Origin of the sequence: Pseudomonas sp. RL_5y_Pfl2_69 (assembly GCF_963970465.1) — a bacterium.
GTDB lineage: Bacteria > Pseudomonadota > Gammaproteobacteria > Pseudomonadales > Pseudomonadaceae > Aquipseudomonas.
The window spans coordinates 306,406-328,871 of the sequence record NZ_CAXAOU010000001.1 but is presented as its reverse complement, the minus strand read 5'-3'; the positions used below and the strand labels follow the sequence as shown (position 1 = coordinate 328,871).

The following is a 22,466-nucleotide window of genomic DNA, read 5'->3' as shown; positions in this document are numbered from 1 at the left end:
TCTTGTGCCTTATCAGTTTGTTTAGAAATGGGATGTCACGGACAAGATTGATTATTATCTGCGTAGTGCTGTAAGCCTTTACTTACCTTTCACGTAAGCCAAGGGCTTAAATAGGTCAGGCAAGTACCTTTTTCTTACTTCTTTGTTTTCATAACTTCATGAATAATAAGGGTTTTTATTGCAAGTTCAAAGAGGCTGTGTAATAAAAATCTATAACTGATGCGCTTGCAGCAATCCAATAAAACTCTAGTATTTGAATTGTGTCGACGGATCGACACGGCGCTCAAGGAAGAACGCAGACGGACATCGCGGGATGCGATTCATCAGGATGATGAGAAGGAAAAAAGGGACTAGGGAAAAAATGTGGGCGGGTCAAACCGCCCCTTTTTTTTGCCTGAATAAAACCCGGGTGTGCTGCTTTAGAACCTCAAGACCCGCGAATAACGCTTTACCGAATCGTGCAACGCAAAACGCCCAAGGTCACAGACCTCGGGCGTTTTGCGTTGTGGTGCCAGCCAGCCTGTTTCTGCAGGCCGACGGTTCAGTGCTTACAGCGCTGGATAGTCGATATAGCCCAAAGGACCTTTCACATAAAAGGTTTCAGGGTGTGCTTCATTGAGCGGCGCATCGGCCTTCAGGCGTGCAGGCAAGTCCGGGTTGGCGATAAAAGGTACGCCGAAGGCTACGGCATCTGCCTTGCCCGCAGCGAGCCACGCATTGGCGCTGTCCTTGGTGAAGCTTTCGTTGGCGATGTATGGGCCACCAAAGGCTTGCTTGAGTTGTGGGCCGAGGCTGTCAGCTGCTACGTGCTCACGGGCGCAGATATACGCAATGCCACGTTTTCCCAGTTCGCGGGCTACATAACCAAAGGTTTCAGCCAGGTTGTCGTCACCCATATCGTGCAGGTCGGCCCGTGGCGACAGATGCACGCCAACCCGGCCAGCCCCCCAGACTTCGATGGCTGCGTCGGTGACTTCAAGCAACAGGCGAGCGCGATTCTCTACGCTGCCACCGTACTGGTCGGTGCGCTTGTTGGTGCTGCTTTGCAGGAATTGATCGAGCAGGTAGCCATTCGCGCCATGAATCTCTACACCGTCAAAGCCGGCAGCCTTGGCGTTTTCTGCGCCTGTGCGGTAGGCCTCTACAACATCGGCGATCTCGGCCGTTTCCAGTGCGCGAGGTGTCGGGTATTCAACCTTGGGGCGAACCAGGCTGACATGGCCTTTGGCGGCAATGGCGCTTGGGGCGACTGGCGCTTCGCCGTTCAGGTACATCGGATGCGAGATGCGCCCGACATGCCACAACTGCAGAGCGATCCGGCCACCGGCAGCGTGTACTGCCTTGGTGATGTTGGTCCAGCCGCGGACCTGGTCGTTGGACCAGATCCCTGGGGTGTCGGGGTAGCCGACGCCCATCGGCGTCACCGAAGTCGCTTCGCTCAGGATCAAGCCCGCAGAGGCGCGCTGAACGTAGTATTCAGCCATCAGCGCATTGGGAACCCGACCTTCATCGGCGCGGCAGCGGGTTAGCGGAGCCATGATGATGCGGTTGGGCAGTTCAAGATCACCCAGCTTGATCGGATCAAAAATCGTGGTCATTTATGCAGCCCTCTCAGGGATCAATGTGTGGCAGTTGCCAGCTCGGCATTGCCGTTCTGGCGAAAAGTAATCAGGGTGACCAGCAGTGCCAGAATCGCCAGCGCTGCAGCAGCCAGGGGAACGCTGGTCAGGCCGAAACCGTGGGCGATGACACTGCCGCCGACCCAGGCGCCCAGCGCATTACCGACGTTGAAAGCGCCGATGTTCAAGGTTGAAACCAGGTTGGGTGCGGCCTTGCCGAAGGTCACGACGTTGATTTGCAGCGCCGGTACGGCGGCAAACGAAGCGGCGGCCCACAGGAACAGGGTTATTTCGGTCGGGATCACGGCGACGCTGGTCCAGGTCAGTACGGTCGACATCACGGCCATCCCGATAAAAACACCGATCAATGTAGCGGCCAGGCGCTTGTCCGCCAGCTTGCCACCGATGATGTTGCCTACCGTCAGGCCAAGGCCGATCAGCAGCAAGGTCCAGGTCACGCCGCTTGGCGATACGCCGGTGACATCACCGAGCAGGGGCGCTACATAAGTGAACAGGGTGAACATGGACGCGGAAAACAGCGCAGTCATGCTCAGGGAAAGCCAGATCCCGGCGCCTTTGAGTGCGGCCAGTTCGGCACGCATGTCGAGCTTTTCTTCGTCACGCTTGGCGGGCAGAAAGCGGATCAGGCCGATCAGCGCCACGACACCAATCACGGTGACTGCAAAAAACGTTGAACGCCATCCTGCGGCCTGCCCCAGAGCGGTGCCCAAGGGAACGCCCAGCACGTTGGCCAGGGTCAGGCCGGTAAACATCAGTGCTACCGCCGAAGCGCGCTTGTTGGCAGGTACCAGGCCTGCAGCCACGACCGAGCCGATGCCGAAGAACGCACCGTGACACAAGGCTGTAACGACACGGGCAAACATCAGCACGTTGTAATCACTGGCCAGGGCACAGAGCAGGTTGCCGATGATAAAGATCACCATCAAGGCGACGAGAGCGGCTTTGCGCGGCAACTTGGCCGTGGCCAGTGCCATGAACGGAGCACCGATGGCCACGCCCAGCGCGTAACCGGTCACCAGCCAGCCCGCACCCGGGATCGATACGCCAAGATCGGCCGCTACATCAGGCAGCAAGCCCATGATCACGAACTCGGTGGTCCCGATGGCGAAAGCGCTGAGCGCCAGAATGAGTAGCGAGAGTGGCATGGAAGTCCTTGTTAAAGCTCTTGGCTGATTTTTTCGAGGAAGACCTTGATGGTTTCCTCATTACGTTTGAAGAAGTGCCACTGGCCGTGCTTCTGGCTGGTAATCAGGCCCGCTCGCTGCAGCGTTGCCAGGTGGGCAGAGACCGTCGACTGCGACAGGCCGCAGAGTTGATCAAACTGCCCGGCGCACACACCGTGTTCGGTGGAGTGGATTTGGTCAGGGAACGAAGCATCAGGGTTTTTGAGTGCGTTGAGAATTTCTCGGCGTACTGGGTGTGCCAGGGCTTTTATTATTTCGTCGAGGTCGATCGGCATGGTGGCAGTGCTCAATGGGTACAACGTTATATCGCGATGAGGCGAACTTTAAATCGTTATATCGCGATATACAAATATGGATTTGATCTTAGGTCAGTTCAAATCGGTATATCGGGTTATAACGATATTGATGTGGCAGTGCTAAACTGCGCGCCATGAATTATCTCGCACATCTGCACCTGGGCGGCCAGCGCCCTGAAGAATTACTCGGCAGTCTTTATGGCGATTTCGTCAAAGGTCGGCTGCACGGTCAGTACAGCCCCGAGATTGAACACGGGATTCAACTGCATCGCAGCATTGATGTCTTCACGGACAATCACCCGTTGGTTGATCAGTCGTTGACGCGTTTTACCCGCACCCGCAGGCGCTATGCCGGCATCGTGCTGGATGTGTTTTTCGACCACTGCCTGGCCCGGGACTGGGTGCAGTATGCCGAGGGGCCGCTGGAGCGTTTTACCTCGGATTTTTATCGCGTGCTTGTGGCTGAGCAGCAGTTGCCGCGCAGGCTGGCCAGTATTGCACCGCACATGGCGGCCCATGACTGGTTGGGTTCGTACCGGGATTTTGATGTGCTGGAGCAGGTGTTCAACGGGATTGCGCGGCGTCTGTCGCGACCCGAAGAACTGGCGGGGGCGATGCAGGATTTAAAGGCGTTGTATGAGCCGTTGAGTGAGGATTTCCGGTTGTTTTATCCGCAGTTGCAGGGGTTTGCAGCCGGCTGCTATCGGCAGGGATATGTACACCTGTAGTCGCTGCCGAAGGCTGCGATCTGCTGCGAAGCAGCAGCAAAAACCCTATGTTGACACGTGCATCGATGTGGACTCGATTTCCCATGGCCGTGGGATTGCCCGCGTTGCTTAACGCTCACGTTTTTTCGGGATTTTTCGCACAGGGTTGGCAATTGCTGGTGCTTGGTGCGCGGCCTATAGTCGGTGCTCGCCGATAAGGCGACCGGATTTGGCGATCCGGGAACAGCCTAGAAAATACGTAATTGCTATAAATACCGGAGCGTGTATTTTGCTCGCTGTGTTTTATGGCAGCTGTACGCGGGAGATCTTCGGGTCTGCCGGGTTTTTCTGGGCTTTAACCGGTTCGCCAACCCGCGTACAGCGGCCACCTGTTTTTGTTTGGCGACGAAAACGGATGGCTAGAACTTTAGAGCACCAGAGGTTTACTTAGGACTAACTCAACGTTTGTTCCCCTTACCGCTATCGACTGCACCATCCCCGCCTTATTGATCGACCGTAACGCGCCCCTGGACGTACTTCACGCCAACGCCGTCGCCCGCGTTCTGGCCGTAACCCAGTTGATGGAAATGTTCTCCACCCGCGAAGTGCAGCAGGCTGACTCTGTCGACCTCAAACACCTGGCCACGGTTTCGGCGCAATTGCTGCGCGACGGTTGTGACCTGCTGGATGTCTTGGGCTGGCGCTTGCGGCCTGTTTGATAGCGTTTTTATTACTGATGTATTGAGTACATATCCGGCATCAGCGTTTAACTGGAATATTGGTTTCGCTCTTACAGCGAGTCCCTTTTTGAAGGACCAAAAAGGAACCAAAAAGTCCTCGCCCCAGCGTACGGCCTTCGCTTCGCTCAGGTTCCCTCGTTCCGGTCCCGCTCCGTGGGCCCGCCGTGACGGGCCATCCCTGGCCCAACACGGCTCTCCCGGCATCCATGCCGGGATGCCCACTGCGCAGAACCTCCTCTCGGCCTCCCGAAGGGGCGGGCAGATCAAAAGCACTGCGCCCCTAGGCGGCCGGCCGGCCTGTTTGGTGTAAGTGTGCGCGGCTCAATCTGTAGTCGCTGACGAGCCGTGCGAGGCTGCGTCCGGTTGCGAAGCGACCGTAAAACCTGAGTCCGGGATTTACCTGAACGATCGCTGTGTCCGGTTTTACGACTGCTGCGTCGCAGTGGCGCACCAAACCGAACGCAGCCTTCGTTCCTCGTCAGCGACTACGGGGTTTTGCGCAAGGTTTTGTGACGTCTGCGACGCATTTGTAGCCACTCGATTACCTGAGCACCACGAATGCCCATAACAGTGCCGGAGTTGGTGTAAGTCTGCGCGGCTCAGTCTGTAGTCGCTGACGAGCCGTGCGAGGCTGCGTCCGGTTGCGAAGCGACCGTAAAACCTGAGTCCGGGATTTACCTGAACGATCGCTGTGTCCGGTTTTACGACTGCCGCGTCGCAGTGGCGCACCAAAGCGAACGCAGCCTTCGTTCCTCGTCAGCGACTACAGGGTTTTACGCAAGGTTTTGTGACGTCTGCGACGCATTTGTAGCTACTCGATTACCTGAGCGCCACGAATGCCCATAACAGTGCCTGAGTTGGTGTAAGTACGCGCGGCTCAATCTGTAGTCGCTGACGAGCCGTGCGAGGCTGCGTCCGGTTGCGAAGCGACCGTAAAACCTGAGTCCGGGATTTACCTGAACGATCGCTATGTCCGGTTTTACGACTGCCGCGTCGCAGCGGCGCACCAAAGCGAACGCAGCCTTCGTTCCTCGTCAGCGACTACAGGGTTTTGCGCAAGGTTTTGTGACGTCTGCGACGCATTTGTAGCCACTCGATTACCTGAGCACCACGAATGCCCATAACAGTGCCGGAGTTGGTGTAAGTGTGCGCGGCTCAATCTGTAGTCGCTGACGAGCCGTGCGAGGCTGCGTCCGGTTGCGAAGCGACCGTAAAACCTGAGTCCGGGATTTACCTGAACGATCGCTGTGTCCGGTTTTACGACTGCCGCGTCGCAGTGGCGCACCAAACCGAACGCAGCCTTCGTTCCTCGTCAGCGACTACGGGTTTTACGCAAGGTTTTGTGACGTCTGCGACGCATTTGTAGCCACTCGTTTACCTGAACGCCACGAATGCCCATAACAGTGCCGGAATGAGGGCGGAACCTTTATTCCAGTTACACAGGGCTGCTCAGATCATCGCCCCCAGAGGAGCTGTTTGCGTCACCGGCGCTGTCACCACCCGCCGTATCGCTTCCTGCGCCCTGAACGCCAACACGGCGCGCTCCTGCGCCTGGCTGGCGATGGGCTCTAGCAGGTGGATCTCGACCTCGGCCTGTTCATGGCTAAACAGGCGCAGTAAATGTGACAGCAAGTCATCGTCGCCAATAAACGGTGCTATCCCATCAATCTCGCCATTGCGTAAATAGCGTATGGCCACCGGCTGCAGGGGCACTTGACTGTCTATCGCGGCCGATAACAACCGACCATGAAAGGTACGTATCGAACGCCCGTCAGTGGTGGTGCCCTCGGGAAACATCAGCAGAGAAAGCGGGTGCTGCAAGTGCTGGCTCATTTGCTCGCGAATCAGTTGGCTGTCTCCTGCGCCACGGCGAATAAACAGGCTCCCGGCCTTGGCCGCCAGCCAACCGGCAACGGGCCAGCCGCGGACTTCTGATTTGGACAAAAACGAAAGCGGGGTGAGTTGCCCCAGCAGCGCAATGTCGGTCCATGACACGTGGTTGCTGACCCACAGCATGGGCGTTTCCGGTAACTGGCCGACGACGGTGATGCGAAAGGGCAGGGCGTTGCTCAGGCGAGACATGAAAAATTGCGACCAGCGCTGGCGACGGTCCATCGTGCTGCTCAGACGCAAGCGCTCAAGCACGGCGAACGCACTGGCCATGCCCAGCCCCAGGCTGACAACGGCCAGCACTCGCGCCACTCGGCCATATCGGCGCAAACGGCTCATTACATGGCCGCCTTGAAGTGTCGCGCATAACGCGGGCATAGCTCATCGCGCTTGAGCAAAATAAACACGTCTGCCACCTGGAAGTCTTCATCCCAGCAAGGCTCACCGCAAATCTTGGCGCCCAGGCGCATGTAAGCCTTGAGCAATGGCGGCATTTCGGCGATGACGTTGGCGGGTATTTCACGGGCCGGTAACGGCTTTTTCGGTTCGGCGCGCAAATGTTCCGTGCACAGGTAGCGTTCGCGCAGACGCTGCATGATTGCCTGAGCCTGGATGCCGCCGTCCTGCATGGGGATGCTGGCGCAGCCCATCAGGTATCGGTAATTGCCGTGGTTGAGGACTTCTGCCAGCTCGCCCCAGAGTACGGCGATGGTGCCACCGTTGCGGTAGGCAGGGTCGACACAGGTTCTTCCGATTTCAAGTACGGGCCCTTGCAGATTGGCCAGGCCGTGAAGGTTGAATTCTTCTTCGCTGTAAAAGTGGCCGATGTTTCGGGCGGCACTGTGATCCAGCAGGCGAGTGGTGGCTACCAGCTGGCCGCTATTGAGGTCGCGGACCCCGATATGTTCGCAATGCGCGTCGTAACCGTCCTCGTCCAGTCCATGTTCGGCGCCTTTGAGCCTGGCCTTCAACTCGCCGCTGAACACACGAAAACGCAGGGTCTGAGCCTCGCGCAAAGCGTCGGGCCCGATCAGGCGCTCTGCCTGCAGACGGCGTTCTGGAACGGTGTCGCGGATACGGGCGATCTGGGACATTGCGAATCTCCGTGCAGGCACCGGGCCCGCCTTGGGTTTCTGCCAATCGACTGAGGTGTGCAACTTCAGGCTAGGCAGGTGCAATGTCACCCCTGTGACGTTTGGATGATGCTTGTATGACAGGAGCCTGGGAGGAACTGTCGGTGTCTGCCGGCGTCCTAACACTGTGTTAAAAAGTCCAGCCAAAACCGCTCGCCAGGGTTAATGTTCGCCCACGTTTATTCGTCGATGAGTTTTTATGCTTAAAGTGTTGTTTTCTTCTGCCTGCGCCTTGTTGTTGACCCTTGGCGTGAGCCTTTCTGCTCAGGCCAACTGGTATCTGGACGGTGAGTCATCACGGCTTTCGTTTGTCTCCACGCAAAATGCCAATATCGCGAACGTGCATCGCTTTTTGGTCTTGCACGGCAAGGTCGACCGTAAAGGCCAGGCGCAATTGCGTATAGAAATGGACTCGGTCAACAGTGCCGTACCCCTGCGTGATGAGCGCATGCGCGACGTGCTGTTCGATTTCAAGCATTTCCCGGAAGCACAGATTACGGCGCAGATTGACTTGCAACCGATCAATGATCTTGCCCCCGGTGCGCAACTGGAACTGCACTTGCCTGTCACGGTGAACTTGCGCGGCAAACAACACACCTATGAGGCCGAACTGTTGGCCACCCGCCTTGATGAACGGCGCTTTCAGGTCGTAACCCTGGAGCCGCTGATGCTGCAAGCCGAAGATTTTGGCCTGCAGCCGGAGCTCGAAACCTTGCGCAAATTGGCTGGATTGTCAGCCATCAGTTTTTCAGTACCGGTGGGTGCGGTACTGATTTTCACGGCTCGCTAAGATGGCCGGCGCGGTGTTTGGCTGGCGCAGCGACAACCAGTTCGAGTTGCTGATCGATGGCTCCCGGTTTTTCCCCCGGATACTGGCAGCCATCGAGCAGGCACAAGAGCAGATTGATCTGGAGTTGTATCTGGTTGAGGCGGGTGGCTGCGCCGAAGCCATCGTGCAGGCGCTGGAGCAAGCCGCCTGGCGCGAGGTGCGAGTGCGCTGCCTGTTTGACGCCTATGGCAGTCTGGGTCTGGGTTTGAGTTTGCGCCGAAGGCTCACCGATGCCGGAGTTGAACTCAGGCATTACAACCCGCTTAGCTGGCGACGTGGCCTGAACAACCTGTATCGCGATCATCGCAAACTGTTGTTGGTGGATCAGCAACTGGCCGTGGTCGGGGGCACTGGCGTTACGGATGAGTTTTGGCGCCCCAGTGACGACACCTGTGAATGGCATGAAGTCATGGTCAACATTCAAGGCCCGCTGGTGATGGACTGGCAGATGCTGTTTGATCGTCAATGGCGGGCCAATATCAGTCGCAAGGCATGGAAACCCGCCACTCACTTCGGGCTTGCACGCTTGCCTGGCCTGCCCCAAGAAGCCAAAGGCATGGGCCGTGTCGCCTATGCGGATGCTCATCAACATCGCGATATCCTGCAATCGCTGGTGCGGGTGATCAACAGTTCCAGCCAACGTATCTGGCTGGCCACGCCTTATTTCTTGCCCACCTGGAGTGTGCGCCGCTCTCTGCGTCGCGCGGCGGCCAGGGGCGTTGATGTACGGCTGTTGCTCACGGGGCCGCGCACCGACCATCCTTCCGTGCGTTACGCCGGTCATCGCTATTACCCGCGCCTGCTGAAGTCCGGTGTGCAAATACTGGAATACCAGCCCTGCTTTTTGCACCTGAAGATGGTGCTGGCTGACGATTGGGTCAGCATTGGCTCGTGCAATTTCGACCACTGGAACCTGCGCTTCAACCTTGAGGCCAACCTCGAGGCGCTCGACCCGGCGCTGACGCAGGCGGTGGTTGCCAGTTTTAACGCCGACTTTGCCCAAAGCCTGCCTGTCAGCTTGCAAGACTGGCAGTCACGACCACTTTGGCGACGGGTAAAACAGCGTATCTGGGGCTGGGTCGATCGGCTGGTGGTTAATGTTTTGGGGCGTCGACACTAGACGCGGTTACAGACGCTTCAAGAACGTGCAAAATCGGGCGACCTGACGGGTCACGCAAAGCGTGAGGCATGATTTTTGGAGCTGTGTGCATGACACCTTCGTTGTTACTGGCCGTTCTGGCTTCTGGTTTTATCTATGGCATCACCCCGGGGCCAGGCGTGCTCGCTGTTTTTGGCATTGGTGCGGCCCGTGGGCGACGTGCCGGAGCCGGATTTCTGTGCGGGCATTTGCTGGGTGATGTGATCTGGTGCAGCACGGCGCTGATCGCCATCGTGGGCGCGCGTGAATTTGGCAGCACCGCCTTCAATGTGTTGGGCTTGATTAGCGGGCTCTACCTGTTCTGGCTGGGATTGCGCGCGGTGCGCGCCCAGCGCAGCAGCGTTGCCCGGCAAGGACCGGCGCGACAGCCGTTTGCTCACGGGATTTTCTTCGGCCTGACCAATCCCAAGGCGTATCCCGTGGCGGTGGCGACGTTTACGGCGCTGCTGTCCAGCCGGGCAGAGCTTCTGACCTGGGAAATGCTGCCCTGGTTGATCGCATTGAGTTTTGTCGGTGGGGCGATGGCCTACGCGATTTTGGTTGGTATTGTAGGAGCGGGGCATGTCAGGGCACTCTATCAGCGTCATGAGCTGCTGATTACCCGGCTGTGCGGGGTCATGTTCATCGGTTTTGCCATCAGTGCGTTGATGCATGCACTGCCTGGGTTGTTACGAACTATCGTTTGAAGTAGGTGGCAGGGAATGCGGTGCTGCGTGTGAGTCAGGGATGAATGTTTCCATTTAACCCTGAGGCATCGAGTTGCCCTATGGACATCAAGAATTACCTGCTCCAGGCAGGTTTTATTGACCTGTTGCTTGACGCTGTCTGTGTGGTGGACCGCAATGGTCGCTTCGTTTATGTCAGTGCAGCCTGCAAACGTATCCTGGGCTATGAGCCCCACGAGCTTAAAGGCCAGTCGATGATCGATCTGGTCTTCCCCGCTGACCGTGAGCGAACGCTGCTCGCGGCCAGCGACATCATGGCCGGTGAACCCAAGCTCAATTTCGAGAACCGCTATGTGCACAAGGACGGGCATGTGGTGCATATCCAATGGTCTGCATGCTGGTCTGAAACCCATGAAATGCGCATTGCCGTGGCCCGCGATGTCACCGAGCGCAAACTGGCGGAGTCACGCCAGGCGGCTCTTTTTGCGATTTCGGAGGCTGCCCATGGGGCCGAGGATTTGCTGGCGCTGTTCAAGTGTGTGCACCAGCTCATCGGGCAGTGGTTGCCCGCGGTGAGTTTCTCGGTCGCACTTCGGGAACAGGGTTCGCTGACGTTTCCCTATTACGTCGACGATCATCCACTTGAGCAGCACTCGCCCGTTCGCCACCTGAGTGAGGAGGTCATGCTCAGTGGCCAGCCCGTCATGCGTGTGCCTGACCATGGGCCGTCATGGCTGGGTGTTCCGTTGGCCACTCAGAACGGCACTATGGGTGCGTTGGTGGTCAAAAGCCTGCCGGGTGAAGAGCGCTACACCGAGCAACACAAAGACTTGCTGCAATACGTGTCGACCCAGGTGGCAACGGCCATTGAGCGCAAGCAATTGCATGCCCGCCTGCAGTATCTGGCGCAGTACGACGCCTTGACTCACTTGCCCAATCGCGACCTTCTCTATGATCGCCTGCACCGCGCGCTGGCCGCTGCCAAACGGGACAATGAATGCCTGGCCGTGCTGTATGTCGATCTGGACCATTTCAAACTCGTCAACGACAACTATGGGCATGCGGTGGGAGATGATTTGTTGCAGCAGACGGCGCGGCGCCTGACGCTGTGCGTGCGCGAAAGCGACACGGTTTCCAGGATGAGCGGGGATGAGTTTGTGCTGGTGCTGGAGAGGCTCAAACTGCCATCGCATGCACTGATCGTGGCTGAAAAAATTCGCCTTAACCTCAGCCAGCCTGTCTTTATTGGCAATCACACGCTGAACATCATTCCCAGCATTGGCATTGCGGTTTACCCGGAGCACGGAGAGCAGGCCCAGCAATTGCTGCACCATGCAGATACGGCGATGTATCGAGTCAAAAAGAGGGGGCGCGGGTGAACATCGTGTGCAAGCTGTAAAACGCGAAGGGGGAGTTTGCTGCTGTACAGGCCAGGCTTTCAGAGGGGGGAAAGCCTTGAAGAAGTGGAGCGGGTGGCGGGAATCGAACCCGCGTGATCAGCTTGGGAAGCTGGAGTAATACCATTATACGACACCCGCTCAGAGCGGCTGACTTTGTACCAGATGTCAGCCTTGATGAGAAGTTTTATTCTTCAAATGCGTAATTTTGCAGTATTTTTTCAATTTTCGGGTTGCCTGGAACGCTTCACAGGGACTGTTGCCGGTGTTCACTTTGTGTCGGTTCTAAAAAATTGAGCAGCGCGGTTCTGCTGATGTGGCTGGCAGATTTGTGCTCCATGTCCAGAAAGTGCCCGGTGTTTTCCAGGCTGATGAACTGGCTGTTGGCGATGGGGTGCGCAAAGCGCCTGGCATCGTTGGCCACGGTGTACTCGTCCCATGCGCCGTTGATAAATAACACGGGAATATCAATGCCCCTGGCAGCATCGAGAAAGCATGGTTGGTCATTATTGAGGACGTGGTTGATATGAAAATGCATCTGCGCGTATTCATGGGTTGCCAGCGTGCTGACATGGCGGAAGTTGAAGCGCTTGAACAGGGGCGGCAAATGTTTGCCCAGCGTGTCGTTGACCAGGTTGCCGACCTGAGTGCGATTGCAGGCTGCCAGGCAACTGCGGCCACGTTCCAGGTAATCGCGCATGGCTTCGTTGATCAGCGGTGAAAAGGAACTGATCACCGCTTTTTCGATACGTCGTGGTGTGCTTGCCAACGCTGTGAGTGCCGCAGTCCCCCCCCACGAGAATGACAGCAGATAATTCGCGTCAAAGTGTTCTATCAGCTCAAGAAGTACCTGGGCTTCCAACTCTCTTGTCAGCATTTTCTGATGAGGGTTGTGGGGTTTTGACTTGCCCGCGTACGGCTGGTCATACAGAACGACGTTCAGATGGGGGTGCAGGTTTTTCAGGGTCTGGCCAAACGAGGCGGTCGTGGCCATCGAGCCATTGACCAGAATAATGGTGTTTTCTGCGGTGTCGCAGCGATAGAACTCGGTGTGGATTCGATAGTGGCCTTGAATATCGAGCACAGCGATTTCGGGCTTTATCATGGCGTCAGACTCCGGTGAATCGAGCGTCGGTCTGACTGATGGTGCTCCGTGATTGTTACAGAAAGGGGTAGGCCCCGTTGCAGGCTAACTCGCAGGTGCGGGTTGGAATTGCAGCACTTCCTGCTCGCTCAGCGCCCGGTACTCGCCGGGGGCCAGTTGGCTGTCGAGCACCAGTGGCCCGATGCTCTCACGGTGCAGGCGCATGACCTTGTTGTCGAAGAAGCCGAACATGCGTTTGACTTGATGGTAACGACCTTCAACGATACTCAGGCGCGCACTGAATGGGCCCAGCAGTTCCAGCCCGGCGGGCTGGGTGGTCAGGTCTTCGAAAGCGAAATAGACGCCCTCGCGAAATTTGCTGATGTAGGCATCGGTTATTTCCTGCTCGGTCTCGACGTAATACACCTTGGGCATCTTGGTCTGCGGCTGGGTGACATGACGCGACCAGTGCCCGTCATTGGTGATCAGCAGCAGCCCGCTGGTATTGAAGTCCAGTCGACCGGCGATATGCAGGTCATGCTTGTCCGGCTCATTCAGCAAGTCGAGCACCGTGGGATGCTCCGCATCCCGGGTGGCGCTTACGCAACCTTGTGGCTTGTGCAGCATGAAGTACCGGGCAGGTTTTCCGGCCTGCAGGATGTTCCCATCCAGCTCGATACGGCTGAATGCATTGATTTCGTGGCGCGGATCGCTGATGACCTGCCCATCGACCTGGATGCGCTTCTCAATCAGGAGCAAGCGAACCTGTTGGCGGTTGAACTGGGGCAGGTTGCTCAGAAAACGGTCTACACGCATAGCGATCAATCACAAGGAATACAGCCGAACATCTTACGTGAGGTGCTACGTTTGCGCTGGCTGCAATTGGCTCAGAACGTTCGCGCAGCGAGGGCAGAGACACGTCAGATTGCGCTGCTCCACTGGCAAGGCACGGATGATTTCTGGGTCGATAGTTACGCCGTAGCACCAGCAGGGTTGGCCCAGGGTGTCAGGGTTGGCCTGGGTGCAGTCGTTACGGGCGCCACAGGCTGGGCAAAGGTCGGGCGTGGTCATGTCAGGTGTCCGTTGTGGGGCAGGCGTTTACTCGAGCTATGGTAATCCCTGTTGGAGGTGTACGCAGGGTTCTGTTGCACGAGTCGTTCAGGTGTGAATCCCCGCTCATTGGCGAATAGTTAGTTGTTAAAGAACTTCACGCAACACTATCGGAAAGTAGCTACGTATAACGGCATTGTTAAATAGTCTTGGTTGATTACTCTTGAAGTTATCGGCAGGCAACGCCTGTTCGTAAATATCAAAATTAAAATTCATCTTCTGGAGTGTCTGTTTATGAAGTCAGTTCATGTTTTTTTGTGCGCGCTGTTTCTGTCGGCAAGTTCACTGGTCAGTGCGGCCGAAAGTTGTCCGAGTGTTGATAATGTGACGCTCAGGGAGGGTGTCTACACGGCGCCGAGCCACAGGGCCGGGGATGAATGGATCGCGGTCTCCAGTGCTTTGTCACCATCGCGGCTGACGTCATTTGAGGGCGCTGTTTTTTATCCGTTGAACAATCAGCAAGGCACTGCCGGTCGCATCGGATATTGTGAATATAAAGCTCAGGACCGCTCCCGGATCAACTTGTCGTATCGTCAAAGTACGGCGAATGAACATTCAATGCGGCTTGCCAATATTGACAGCTGGACAATGATTGAAAGTGGCGTGGGGCTGATAGTGTACGAGTGCACTGCCGCAAATGCTGGCGCCTGTGCTTTTTCGGTGCTCGACTGAGTGCTTGATTAACTGACGGCGGGTCGACCAGCCAGAGGTGCCAGGGACGGCACTCACCCTTGGTCGGATCTGCAGGTCTGACGCGTTTTATCAACGGCACTGAATTTCATTTTTGCTGTCTTAACTGGTGTCAGACGCTGTTGCTGTTTGTCGCCCCCCAGCGTCGCTGGGGGTGCTCTTTCGCGGTCCAGGAGGCCGCCATGTATCGTCGCCTACTTTCTATCATTGCCATCAGCTTGTCTGTGACAGCCTGCGTGCCTTACTACTCGGGCAGTTCCGGTTACTACCGCTCTGAGGTGTACTCGGCTCCGGTCACTTATTACGAAGGCGGTTACCGTCCTTACTATGTGTACCCGCGTGGCTACTACGCGCCAGCTCCACGCTACTATCAAGGGCCGCGCTACTACCCTGCACCACGGGGCTACTACCGTGAGCGAGGCTATCATCCTGGCCACGGGCCTGGTTATGGCAGGGGCCCCGATAATGGCGGGGGGTGGCGGGGCCGTTAGGGCAGTTGACAATGGGGGCGGGCTTTTCTAGTGTCCGCCCCATTGTTTTTCAGGATGTAGCCATGACGTCGGATGACCGTATAAAACTTGAACCTGTCTGGAAGCAGGCCCTGCGTGAGGAGTTCGATAAACCTTACATGGCCGGGCTGCGCGAGTTCTTGCGCCAGGAGCATGCCGCCGGCAAAGAGATCTACCCGCCAGGCCCGCTTATTTTCAACGCCCTGAACCTGACGCCGCTGGACAAGATCAAGGTGGTGATTCTGGGGCAGGATCCTTACCACGGCCCGGGCCAGGCACATGGCCTGTGTTTTTCAGTGCAGCCCGGCATCCCGACGCCGCCTTCGCTGGTCAATATCTATAAAGAGCTCAAACGTGACCTGAACATCGATATCGCCCCCCACGGCTGCCTGCAGCACTGGGCCGAGCAGGGTGTATTGCTGCTCAACACGACAATGACGGTGGAGCGCGCCAATGCGGCCTCCCATGCCAAAAAAGGCTGGGAACACTTCACTGACCGGATTATCCAGGTGGTGAGCGAGCAGCAGCCCAAGCTGGTTTTCCTGTTGTGGGGTGCCCATGCCCAGAGCAAGCAAAAACTCATTGATGCGACCAAGCATCTGGTGCTGACCTCGGTGCATCCTTCACCGTTGTCTGCCTATCGGGGTTTTATTGGTAACGGCCACTTCAGTCGGACCAACAAGTTCCTTGAGCAAAACGGCCTGTCCCCGATCGACTGGAAACTGCCACCGGTTTAAGTGCATGGGAGGAGGCACACCCGTGACATCGGGTGTGCCCAGGATTATAGAGATGACCCGTTGTGGTCCTGGCGAACCCAGTATCGAAACAGGGGCTCGGCTAAAAACAGCACGAAGATCAGCCGCATGACCTGCAAGGCCGTGACCAGCGGGACTGACAGTTGCAGGGTTTCTGCCGTGAGGCTCATTTCTGCGATACCACCGGGCATCATGCCCAGGGTCATGGAGCGCAGATCGAGCTGGGTCAGGGTGCTCAAGCCCAGCGCACACAGGCTGGCGATCAGCATTGTCACCGCGGTGCCGAGCAAGGTTCGTCCGATAAAGGACGGCGCCCGACGAAAGAACGCCCGGTTGAAGTGACAACCCAGCCCGCTGCCAATCAGCCACTGGCCCGTCTGGCTGCTGCCGTCCGGCAGGCCAGTGTGCAAATCCCACAGGATACTGACGCTGGCGCTGACCAGCAGCGGCCCGAATAGCCACGGATTGGGCTGGCGCAAGCGTTGCCAGATCCAGGCCAGCAAAGCCCCTGCCGGAAACAGCAGCGCCAACCAGTAAAAATTGACAGGTGCGGGGTGCAAGGCGGGAGCGCCTTCGCCCAGCAGGTATTTGAAGGCTGCCGGGACGCACAGTACAACGGTCAGCACCCGCAGGCTCTGGCCAGCAGCAACCCGGCTCAACACGGCGCCGTTGCGGGCGCCGAGGTTGACCATCTCACCCGAACCACCAGGCATGCTGGAGAAGAACGCCGTGGCGCGGTCCTCACCACTGCGACGCATCAGCCACACACCGATGACGCTCGATACGCTGGTGAGCAGGGCGCCCGCCAGGATCAGCCAGAAGTGCGCCAGCACCTGCTCCATGACCACGGGCGTGAAGTGCAGGCCGATACCGATGCCCACAATCCACTGACCGCATTTACGTCCGCCAGGGATCTCGGCCAACTGCCAGGGTGTCAGGCAACGCACCAGGATGATGGCCAGCAATGAGCCGACCATCCACGGCAACGGCCAGCCGATCAGGCTGGCGAGGTAGCCACCGGCCAGACCGACCAGTGGCGTGCCCCACCAGTGCCTGAATCCTGAATCAAGCATCGGCCAAGGCGCGACGTTGAGCACTGCGCTTGCGCCAGATGCGCAGCACAGGCAGCAGCAACATGATCGCCGTCAGTACCCAGACACCCAGGGTGATCGGGCTTGCCCACAGGATCTCCAGCGCACCGTTGGAAATCGACAACGCACGACGCAAGTTCTGCTCCATCAAACCACCCAGGATGAACCCCAGCAGTACCGGAGAAAGCGGGAAGTCGAGCTTGCGCAGGATGTAGCCGAAGATGCCGATACCGATCATCAGGAACAGATCGAACGTGGTGGCATGCACGGCGTAGACACCGATTGCGGTAATGATTGCGATCACCGGCACCAGCGCCCAGTTTGGCACCGAGAGAATGCGGGTGAAGATGCGGATCATCGGGATATTGAGGATCACCAGCATGATGTTGGCGATAAACAACGACGCAATCAGGCCCCAGACGATATCGGGTTGCTGTTGGAACAGCAGCGGGCCCGGGGTGATGTTGTACAGCGACAGTGCGCCGATCATCACCGCCGTGGTGCCGGAACCGGGTACACCGAGAGTCAGCATAGGCACCAGTGCGCCGCAGGCCGAAGCGCCGATGGCGGTTTCAGGTGCTGCAAGACCGCGCATGTCGCCCTGGCCGAATTTGCCGCTAGCGCCTGCCAGGCGTTTCTCGGTCATGTAGGCCACGGCGCTGGCCAGCGTTGCGCCTGCCCCCGGGAGTACGCCCATGATGAAGCCGAGCAAGCCGCAACGGATGTTCACGACAAATACAGCAGACGCTTCCTTGAAGTTGAACATCATGCGGCCCGTGGCCTTCACGGCTTCCTGGCCGCGGTGGGTTTTCTCCAGCAGCAACAGGATTTCGCTGATGGAAAACAGGCCCAGTACCAGCACGACAAACTGAATGCCGTCAGTCAGGTGGATGTTGTCACCGGTGAACCGGTAAACACCGCTGTTGGCATCAATCCCGACTGTAGACAGAAACAGCCCGATAAGTGCAGCGATAAAGGTCTTGAGAGGGCGATCCCCGGCCATGCCGCCCAAGCAAACGATGGCGAACACCATCAGCACGAAATATTCCGCCGGGCCGAAGGCAATCGCCCACTTGGCCAATAACGGGGCGAACAGCACCATGCCACAGGTGGCAATGAAGGCGCCGATGAACGAGCTCCACGCGGACAGCGACAGCGCCACCCCGGCCAGACCCTTGCGGGCCATAGGGTAGCCGTCGAGGGTAGTCATCACGGTGGACGCTTCGCCCGGTATGTTCAGCAGGATTGAGCTGATACGGCCGCCGTATTCACAGCCCAGATAGACCGCGGCCAGCAGAATCAGGGCAGACTCCGGTGGCAGGCCCAGGGCAAATGCGATTGGAATCAGCAGTGCGACCCCGTTGATCGGCCCAAGCCCTGGCAACAGGCCGACCACCGTGCCGATCAGCGTCCCGCACAGCGCGGTGACCAGGTTGTACGGGCTGAGTGCGACGCCAAAGCCCTGGCCCAAATAGCCAAAAGTATCCATATCAGTTCTCCAGAGCTTCGAGCAGGCCAAGCGGCAGTGGGACGTCCATCGCTTTATCGAACAGCAGATAAAGACCGACGCTTATCAGGCTGACGATCACGCAACTGGGTAGCCAGCGTCCGCCATACAGGCGTGCCATCGGGATACCGATCAGGATGCTGCTAAGGATAAAACCCAAGGGCTCGAACGTACCGGCGAAGATCAGCAGCAACACGGTGCACAGCGCGATCTTGGTCAGGGTTTCGCGGTCCAGCTGCGGGTCGTCTTCACTGTGGACGACGGGCGTGGGGCGAAAAATCATGTAGACAAGCCCCAGTCCCATCAGGCCGAGCATCAGCAACGGGAAGGCCCGCGGGCCAACGGGTTCATAGGAAAACTGCGCCTGATAGGGCCAGGCCATGAGTGCCAGTGCGGCACACGCGAGCAGCAGCACTGAGGCAAAAATGCGTTGAAAGAGCATGGTTCACTCCTGAACCGGGCCTGCGAAGGATCGTGGCCCGGTTACCGGTCAGTAAGGCTTACTGAATGAGGCCAAATTCCTGGGCCAGGACTTTGTAGTCAGCCACCTGTTTTTTGACGTAGGTGTCCAGCTCCGGGCCGGTCATGGCAAACGGGAACAGCTCTCGCTGATCGCGCAGGGTGTTGAACTCTTCGGACACCAGCAGCTTGTCGAAAGCCGCTTTCCACCAGGCGTAATCCTCGTCGCTGACCTTCGGCCCCAGGTAGAAGCCGCGCACCACGGGCCAGACAATGTCATAGCCCTGCTCTTTGGCGGTCGGAATGTCCTTCATCTCCGGCTCGTCCAGGCGTTCGTTGGCGAACACCGCCAGCAGGCGCATGTCGCCGCTCTGGATATGCGGCATGGAGTCGGAAATGTCCGTGCTGCCGACCTGGATATGGCCGCCCAGCAACGCCGTGGCGATTTCACCGCCACCTTCCAGTGCCACATAACGCAGGTCGCGGGGGTTGATCCCGGCAGCCTTGGCAATCAGTGCCGTTTGCATCCAGTCCTGGCTGCCCACCGTGCCGCCCGAACCAATCACCACTTTGCTCGGATCTTTCTTCAGTGCTTGAACCAGATCGTCGAGGTTTTTGTAGGGCGAATCGCTTTTCACGGCAATGGCACCGTAGCTGGTGCCGACGGCAGCCAGCCAGCGCACGGCACCTTCATCAAAACGACCGAACTTGCCCTGCGCCAGGTTGAGCAATGAACCGCTGGACCAGGCGACCAGGGTGCCACCATCGGCCGGGCGCTGGGCGACCACGGCGTTATAGGCAACGGCGCCCACGCCACCGGGCATGTAGGTCACGCGCATGGGTTTGCTCAGCAGCTTTTCGTTCACCAGTGCGCTTTGAGCCAGTTTGCAGGTCAGGTCAAAACCGCCGCCTGGGGAGGCCGGGGCAATGCATTCAGGACGTTTTGGCTCGGCCATGAGCTGGCCGGTGAACAGCATGCAGCCGGCAGCGAGTGCCAGGGTGCGCAGGGGAAGTTTCATATCGTCTCCTCAGGAGCTTTTGTTTTTATAGGGCATTTTTTGTTGCTTGGAATCGTTGGCGCAGAGCCGTGCTCCACCCGCGTTACGTAGAACGTGCAGACGGCAGACAGCCACTCGCAGGGGCCGCGAGGGGAGTATCGGACACGCAAGAAATACAGAAGCGAGGGGTCTTGGACTGATAAGTCAGCATGGGGTGCTCCGTTATTGTTCTTATTGACGAAAACGCTTCAAGGCGTTTTTCGGGCCGTTGTGCTGTGCATAACGGCAACAGAGATTCCTGTCAGTCTCGCGATGCTAGCTCGTCAACCTTTCGCTAACCTTTCAGTAGACATTCCCTGTTTTTGGGCTTCACAGCACTCCTGTCGTCTGTACACTCCGCGCACAAAAGGCTGCGGCCCGGACAAAAAAATTGAGGTAAACACGATGCGTGTGCTTTTGGTCGAAGATCAGCTACAGCTGGCCGAGAGTGTTGCCCAGGCCTTGAAAGGCACTGGCCTGACCGTGGATGTACTGCACGATGGCGTGGCGGCCGACCTGGCCTTGAGCAGCGAAGAATATGCTGTGGCGATCCTGGATGTGGGATTGCCGCGCATGAACGGTTTTGAAGTGCTGGCGCGCTTGCGTGCCCGTGGCAAAACCTTGCCGGTGTTGATGCTGACGGCGCGCAGCGACGTAAAGGACCGGGTTCATGGGCTCAACCTCGGGGCCGATGATTACCTGGCCAAACCCTTTGAGCTGACGGAGCTGGAGGCGCGGGTCAAAGCGCTGTTGCGCCGTAGCGTATTGGGAGGCGAACGCCAGCAGCAATGCGGGTCCCTGGTGTACGACCTGGGCACCCGACGCTTTTCCCTGGGTGATGAGCTGCTGACCCTGACCTCTCGCGAGCAAGCCGTGCTCGAAGCGTTGATTGCACGGCCGGGAAGGGTCATGAGCAAGGAGCAACTGGCGGCTCAAGTGTTTGGTCTGGACGAGGAAGCGAGCCCTGACGCCATCGAAATCTATATTCACCGCTTGCGCAAGAAGCTCGACGGCCAGGCGGTGGCGATTGTGACCTTCAGGGGCCTGGGGTACTTGCTGGAAAGCCGCGATGTTTAAACTCGACAGCTTGCGCTGGAGCCTGCTCTGGCACCTCACGCTGTTGCTGGTTGCCTTGATGCTGGCTAGCGGGCTGAGCGCCTATTTCAATGGTCGTGAGGCCGCCGACACGGCGTACGACCGAACCTTGCTGGCTTCGGCCCGAACCATTTCTGCAGGCCTTTCACAACGTGATGGCACCCTGAGCGCAGACGTTCCCTACGTTGCCCTTGATACGTTTGCCTACGACAGTGCGGGCCGAATCTACTATCAGGTCAACGATATCCATCAGCACCTGATTTCAGGTTATGAAAACCTGCCTGCTCCGCCACCGGGCACGCCGCGTACCGATGATTACCCGGCGTTGGCGCGTTTCTATAACGGCACCTACCTGGGGCAGAACGTGCGGGTCGTGAGTTTGCTCAAGGCCGTCACCGAACCCAGCATGAATGGTATGGCGGAAATCCGCGTCGCCGAAACCGATGAGGCCCGGGTGGCCATGGCGCGCAGCTTGATGGCGGATACCTTGCTGCGTTTGGGCATGCTGGGGCTGGGGGCGTTGTTGGTCGTGTGGTTTGCCGTAAGCGCCGCTTTACGCCCGCTGGAGCGTTTGCGCACAGCCGTTGAGGAGCGTGAGATGGATGACTTGCGACCCTTGCCGCTGGTCTCGGTGCAGCGAGAGTTGCGGCCACTGGTTCAGGCGCTCAATCACTTTACCGAGCGCTTGCGCAGTCAATTCAAGCGTCAGGCGCAGTTTATTGCAGATGCCGCCCATGAGCTCCGTACACCCCTGGCGGTGCTCAAGGCCCAGCTTGAGCTGGGTTTGCGCGCCAATGATCCGACGACCTGGCGCAATACGCTCGAGCAGGCAACCCAGGGCACTGACCGCCTGACCCACATGGCCAATCAGCTACTGTCGCTGGCGCGTATTGAAAATGGCGCCCGCGCCATCGCCGAAGGGGGGGCGCAGTTGCTCGACCTCAGCCAGTTGGCCCGCGAGCTGGGGATGGCAATGGCACCGCTGGCCCATGCCCGGGGTTTTGCGCTGGCGCTTGAGGCCGACCAGCCGGTGTGGTTGTACGGTGAGCCCACGCTGCTGCATGAATTGCTGAGCAATCTGGTGGACAACGCCATGGCCCACTCGCCATCGGGTAGCAATATTATTTTGCGAGTCAATTCGCCCGCGATACTGGAAGTCGAAGATGACGGTCCGGGGATTCCTCTTGAAGACCGCGAGCGGGTTTTTGAACGCTTCTATCGACGCAATTCACACGTGGCGGGGTCGGGGTTGGGCCTGGCGATTGTGGGCGATATCTGTCGCGCTCACCTGGCACACATCAGCCTGCATGACGGTGCCCAGGGCGGCTTGAAAGTGCGGGTCAGTTTCGTGCCGGCCAATGGCGGGCGGGTGCAGTAGCAGGCGTGTTTTGTGTGGGAGTGCAGGTGCGACTTTCTGTGGGAGCCGGCTTGCCTGCGATCCAGGCGACCCGGTTTGACTGAAAGACTACGTTAGTGCCATCGAGAGCAA

Annotated in this window: 23 protein-coding genes and 1 tRNA gene; 11 read left to right on the top strand and 13 right to left on the bottom strand. The window is 58.1% G+C overall.

Annotation, left to right across the window (positions count from 1 at the left end; all coding sequences use genetic code 11):
* Positions 1-548: 548 nt before the first annotated feature.
* From AACY07_RS01530 to AACY07_RS01520, 3 genes are read right to left on the bottom strand one after another with little or no spacing between them, the layout of a single operon-like run.
* Positions 549-1,598 (bottom strand): alkene reductase, encoded by a 1,050-nt coding sequence (locus AACY07_RS01530; RefSeq protein WP_339473204.1) that lies wholly within the window; start codon positions 1,596-1,598, stop codon positions 549-551.
* A gap of 20 nt (positions 1,599-1,618) precedes the next feature.
* Positions 1,619-2,785 (bottom strand): MFS transporter, encoded by a 1,167-nt coding sequence (locus tag AACY07_RS01525; RefSeq protein ID WP_339473202.1) that lies wholly within the window; start codon positions 2,783-2,785, stop codon positions 1,619-1,621.
* A gap of 11 nt (positions 2,786-2,796) precedes the next feature.
* Positions 2,797-3,099, bottom strand: coding sequence for an ArsR/SmtB family transcription factor (locus AACY07_RS01520; RefSeq protein WP_019822239.1), 303 nt, complete (start codon positions 3,097-3,099; stop codon positions 2,797-2,799).
* Positions 3,100-3,254: 155 nt separating this feature from the next.
* Here AACY07_RS01520 and AACY07_RS01515 point away from each other — a divergent pair, with 155 nt between their 5' ends.
* Positions 3,255-3,848 carry an acyl carrier protein phosphodiesterase gene (locus AACY07_RS01515; RefSeq protein WP_339473200.1) on the top strand — a complete coding sequence of 198 codons (594 nt, stop codon included), beginning with the start codon at positions 3,255-3,257 and terminating at the stop codon, positions 3,846-3,848.
* 461 nt (positions 3,849-4,309) lie between these two features.
* Positions 4,310-4,546 (top strand): short-chain dehydrogenase, encoded by a 237-nt coding sequence (locus AACY07_RS01510; RefSeq protein ID WP_339473433.1) that lies wholly within the window; start codon positions 4,310-4,312, stop codon positions 4,544-4,546.
* 1,470 nt (positions 4,547-6,016) lie between these two features.
* Here the strand turns inward: AACY07_RS01510 and AACY07_RS01505 are convergent.
* On the bottom strand, positions 6,017-6,796 hold the full coding sequence (locus AACY07_RS01505) for a lysophospholipid acyltransferase family protein (protein ID WP_339473198.1): 780 nt from the start codon (positions 6,794-6,796) through the stop codon (positions 6,017-6,019).
* Entirely contained in the window at positions 6,796-7,551 is a 756-nt protein-coding gene (gene olsB, locus AACY07_RS01500) for an L-ornithine N(alpha)-acyltransferase (protein ID WP_339473197.1), read from the bottom strand. The genes AACY07_RS01505 and olsB overlap by 1 nt, the downstream gene beginning before the upstream one ends.
* Positions 7,552-7,789: 238 nt before the next feature.
* Here olsB and AACY07_RS01495 point away from each other — a divergent pair, with 238 nt between their 5' ends.
* The 4 genes from AACY07_RS01495 (at position 7,790) to AACY07_RS01480 (ending at position 11,622) form a co-directional block, all read left to right on the top strand.
* Positions 7,790-8,380, top strand: a complete 591-nt coding sequence (locus AACY07_RS01495) for a YceI family protein (protein ID WP_339473196.1) — start codon at positions 7,790-7,792, stop codon at positions 8,378-8,380.
* A 1-nt stretch (position 8,381) separates the two neighbouring features.
* Complete coding sequence (locus AACY07_RS01490; RefSeq protein ID WP_339473194.1) at positions 8,382-9,539, top strand: phospholipase D-like domain-containing protein; 1,158 nt, start codon at positions 8,382-8,384, stop codon at positions 9,537-9,539.
* 89 nt (positions 9,540-9,628) lie between these two features.
* The gene (locus AACY07_RS01485) at positions 9,629-10,264 is read left to right on the top strand and encodes a LysE family translocator (RefSeq protein ID WP_133077697.1); all 636 of its coding nucleotides are present in this window, start codon (positions 9,629-9,631) and stop codon (positions 10,262-10,264) included.
* 80 nt (positions 10,265-10,344) lie between these two features.
* Entirely contained in the window at positions 10,345-11,622 is a 1,278-nt protein-coding gene (locus tag AACY07_RS01480; protein ID WP_133077696.1) for a diguanylate cyclase domain-containing protein, read from the top strand.
* A gap of 85 nt (positions 11,623-11,707) precedes the next feature.
* Here the strand turns inward: AACY07_RS01480 and AACY07_RS01475 are convergent.
* The 4 genes from AACY07_RS01475 to AACY07_RS01460 all read right to left on the bottom strand — a co-directional run bounded on the left by AACY07_RS01475 (position 11,708) and on the right by AACY07_RS01460 (position 13,795).
* Positions 11,708-11,781: transfer RNA gene (locus tag AACY07_RS01475), tRNA-Gly, on the bottom strand.
* 106 nt (positions 11,782-11,887) lie between these two features.
* Positions 11,888-12,745: an alpha/beta fold hydrolase gene (locus AACY07_RS01470; protein WP_339473192.1), complete on the bottom strand. Its 858-nt coding sequence runs from the start codon at positions 12,743-12,745 to the stop codon at positions 11,888-11,890.
* An 84-nt stretch (positions 12,746-12,829) separates the two neighbouring features.
* Complete coding sequence (locus tag AACY07_RS01465; RefSeq protein WP_339473190.1) at positions 12,830-13,540, bottom strand: pseudouridine synthase; 711 nt, start codon at positions 13,538-13,540, stop codon at positions 12,830-12,832.
* Between the two features lie 45 nt (positions 13,541-13,585).
* Positions 13,586-13,795 carry a cysteine-rich CWC family protein gene (locus tag AACY07_RS01460; RefSeq protein ID WP_339473189.1) on the bottom strand — a complete coding sequence of 70 codons (210 nt, stop codon included), beginning with the start codon at positions 13,793-13,795 and terminating at the stop codon, positions 13,586-13,588.
* 192 nt (positions 13,796-13,987) lie between these two features.
* On the opposite strand from AACY07_RS01460, the gene AACY07_RS01455 reads away from it, so the two are divergent.
* From AACY07_RS01455 to ung, 3 genes are all read left to right on the top strand, one after another.
* On the top strand, positions 13,988-14,506 hold the full coding sequence (locus tag AACY07_RS01455; protein ID WP_339473188.1) for a DUF3757 domain-containing protein: 519 nt from the start codon (positions 13,988-13,990) through the stop codon (positions 14,504-14,506).
* Between the two features lie 200 nt (positions 14,507-14,706).
* On the top strand, positions 14,707-15,015 hold the full coding sequence (locus AACY07_RS01450) for a hypothetical protein (protein ID WP_219262926.1): 309 nt from the start codon (positions 14,707-14,709) through the stop codon (positions 15,013-15,015).
* Positions 15,016-15,077: 62 nt separating this feature from the next.
* The gene (gene ung, locus AACY07_RS01445) at positions 15,078-15,770 is read left to right on the top strand and encodes a uracil-DNA glycosylase (RefSeq protein WP_133077690.1); all 693 of its coding nucleotides are present in this window, start codon (positions 15,078-15,080) and stop codon (positions 15,768-15,770) included.
* Positions 15,771-15,814: 44 nt separating this feature from the next.
* On the opposite strand, the gene AACY07_RS01440 is transcribed toward ung, so the two are convergent.
* Genes AACY07_RS01440 through AACY07_RS01425 form a run of 4 tightly spaced genes read right to left on the bottom strand, consistent with a single transcriptional unit; the run spans position 15,815 to position 19,864 of the window.
* Positions 15,815-16,861, bottom strand: a complete 1,047-nt coding sequence (locus AACY07_RS01440) for an AbrB family transcriptional regulator (RefSeq protein WP_339473187.1) — start codon at positions 16,859-16,861, stop codon at positions 15,815-15,817.
* On the bottom strand, positions 16,854-18,368 hold the full coding sequence (locus tag AACY07_RS01435) for a tripartite tricarboxylate transporter permease (protein WP_133077688.1): 1,515 nt from the start codon (positions 18,366-18,368) through the stop codon (positions 16,854-16,856). Before AACY07_RS01435 ends, AACY07_RS01440 begins: the two co-directional genes overlap by 8 nt.
* Before the next feature lies 1 nt (position 18,369).
* The gene (locus AACY07_RS01430) at positions 18,370-18,828 is read right to left on the bottom strand and encodes a tripartite tricarboxylate transporter TctB family protein (protein ID WP_219262924.1); all 459 of its coding nucleotides are present in this window, start codon (positions 18,826-18,828) and stop codon (positions 18,370-18,372) included.
* 58 nt (positions 18,829-18,886) lie between these two features.
* Positions 18,887-19,864: a Bug family tripartite tricarboxylate transporter substrate binding protein gene (locus AACY07_RS01425; RefSeq protein WP_339473186.1), complete on the bottom strand. Its 978-nt coding sequence runs from the start codon at positions 19,862-19,864 to the stop codon at positions 18,887-18,889.
* Positions 19,865-20,287: 423 nt separating this feature from the next.
* Here AACY07_RS01425 and AACY07_RS01420 point away from each other — a divergent pair, with 423 nt between their 5' ends.
* Entirely contained in the window at positions 20,288-20,959 is a 672-nt protein-coding gene (locus AACY07_RS01420; protein ID WP_133077685.1) for a response regulator, read from the top strand.
* Positions 20,952-22,355: a sensor histidine kinase N-terminal domain-containing protein gene (locus AACY07_RS01415; protein ID WP_339473185.1), complete on the top strand. Its 1,404-nt coding sequence runs from the start codon at positions 20,952-20,954 to the stop codon at positions 22,353-22,355. Before AACY07_RS01420 ends, AACY07_RS01415 begins: the two co-directional genes overlap by 8 nt.
* Positions 22,356-22,466 lie beyond the last annotated feature (111 nt).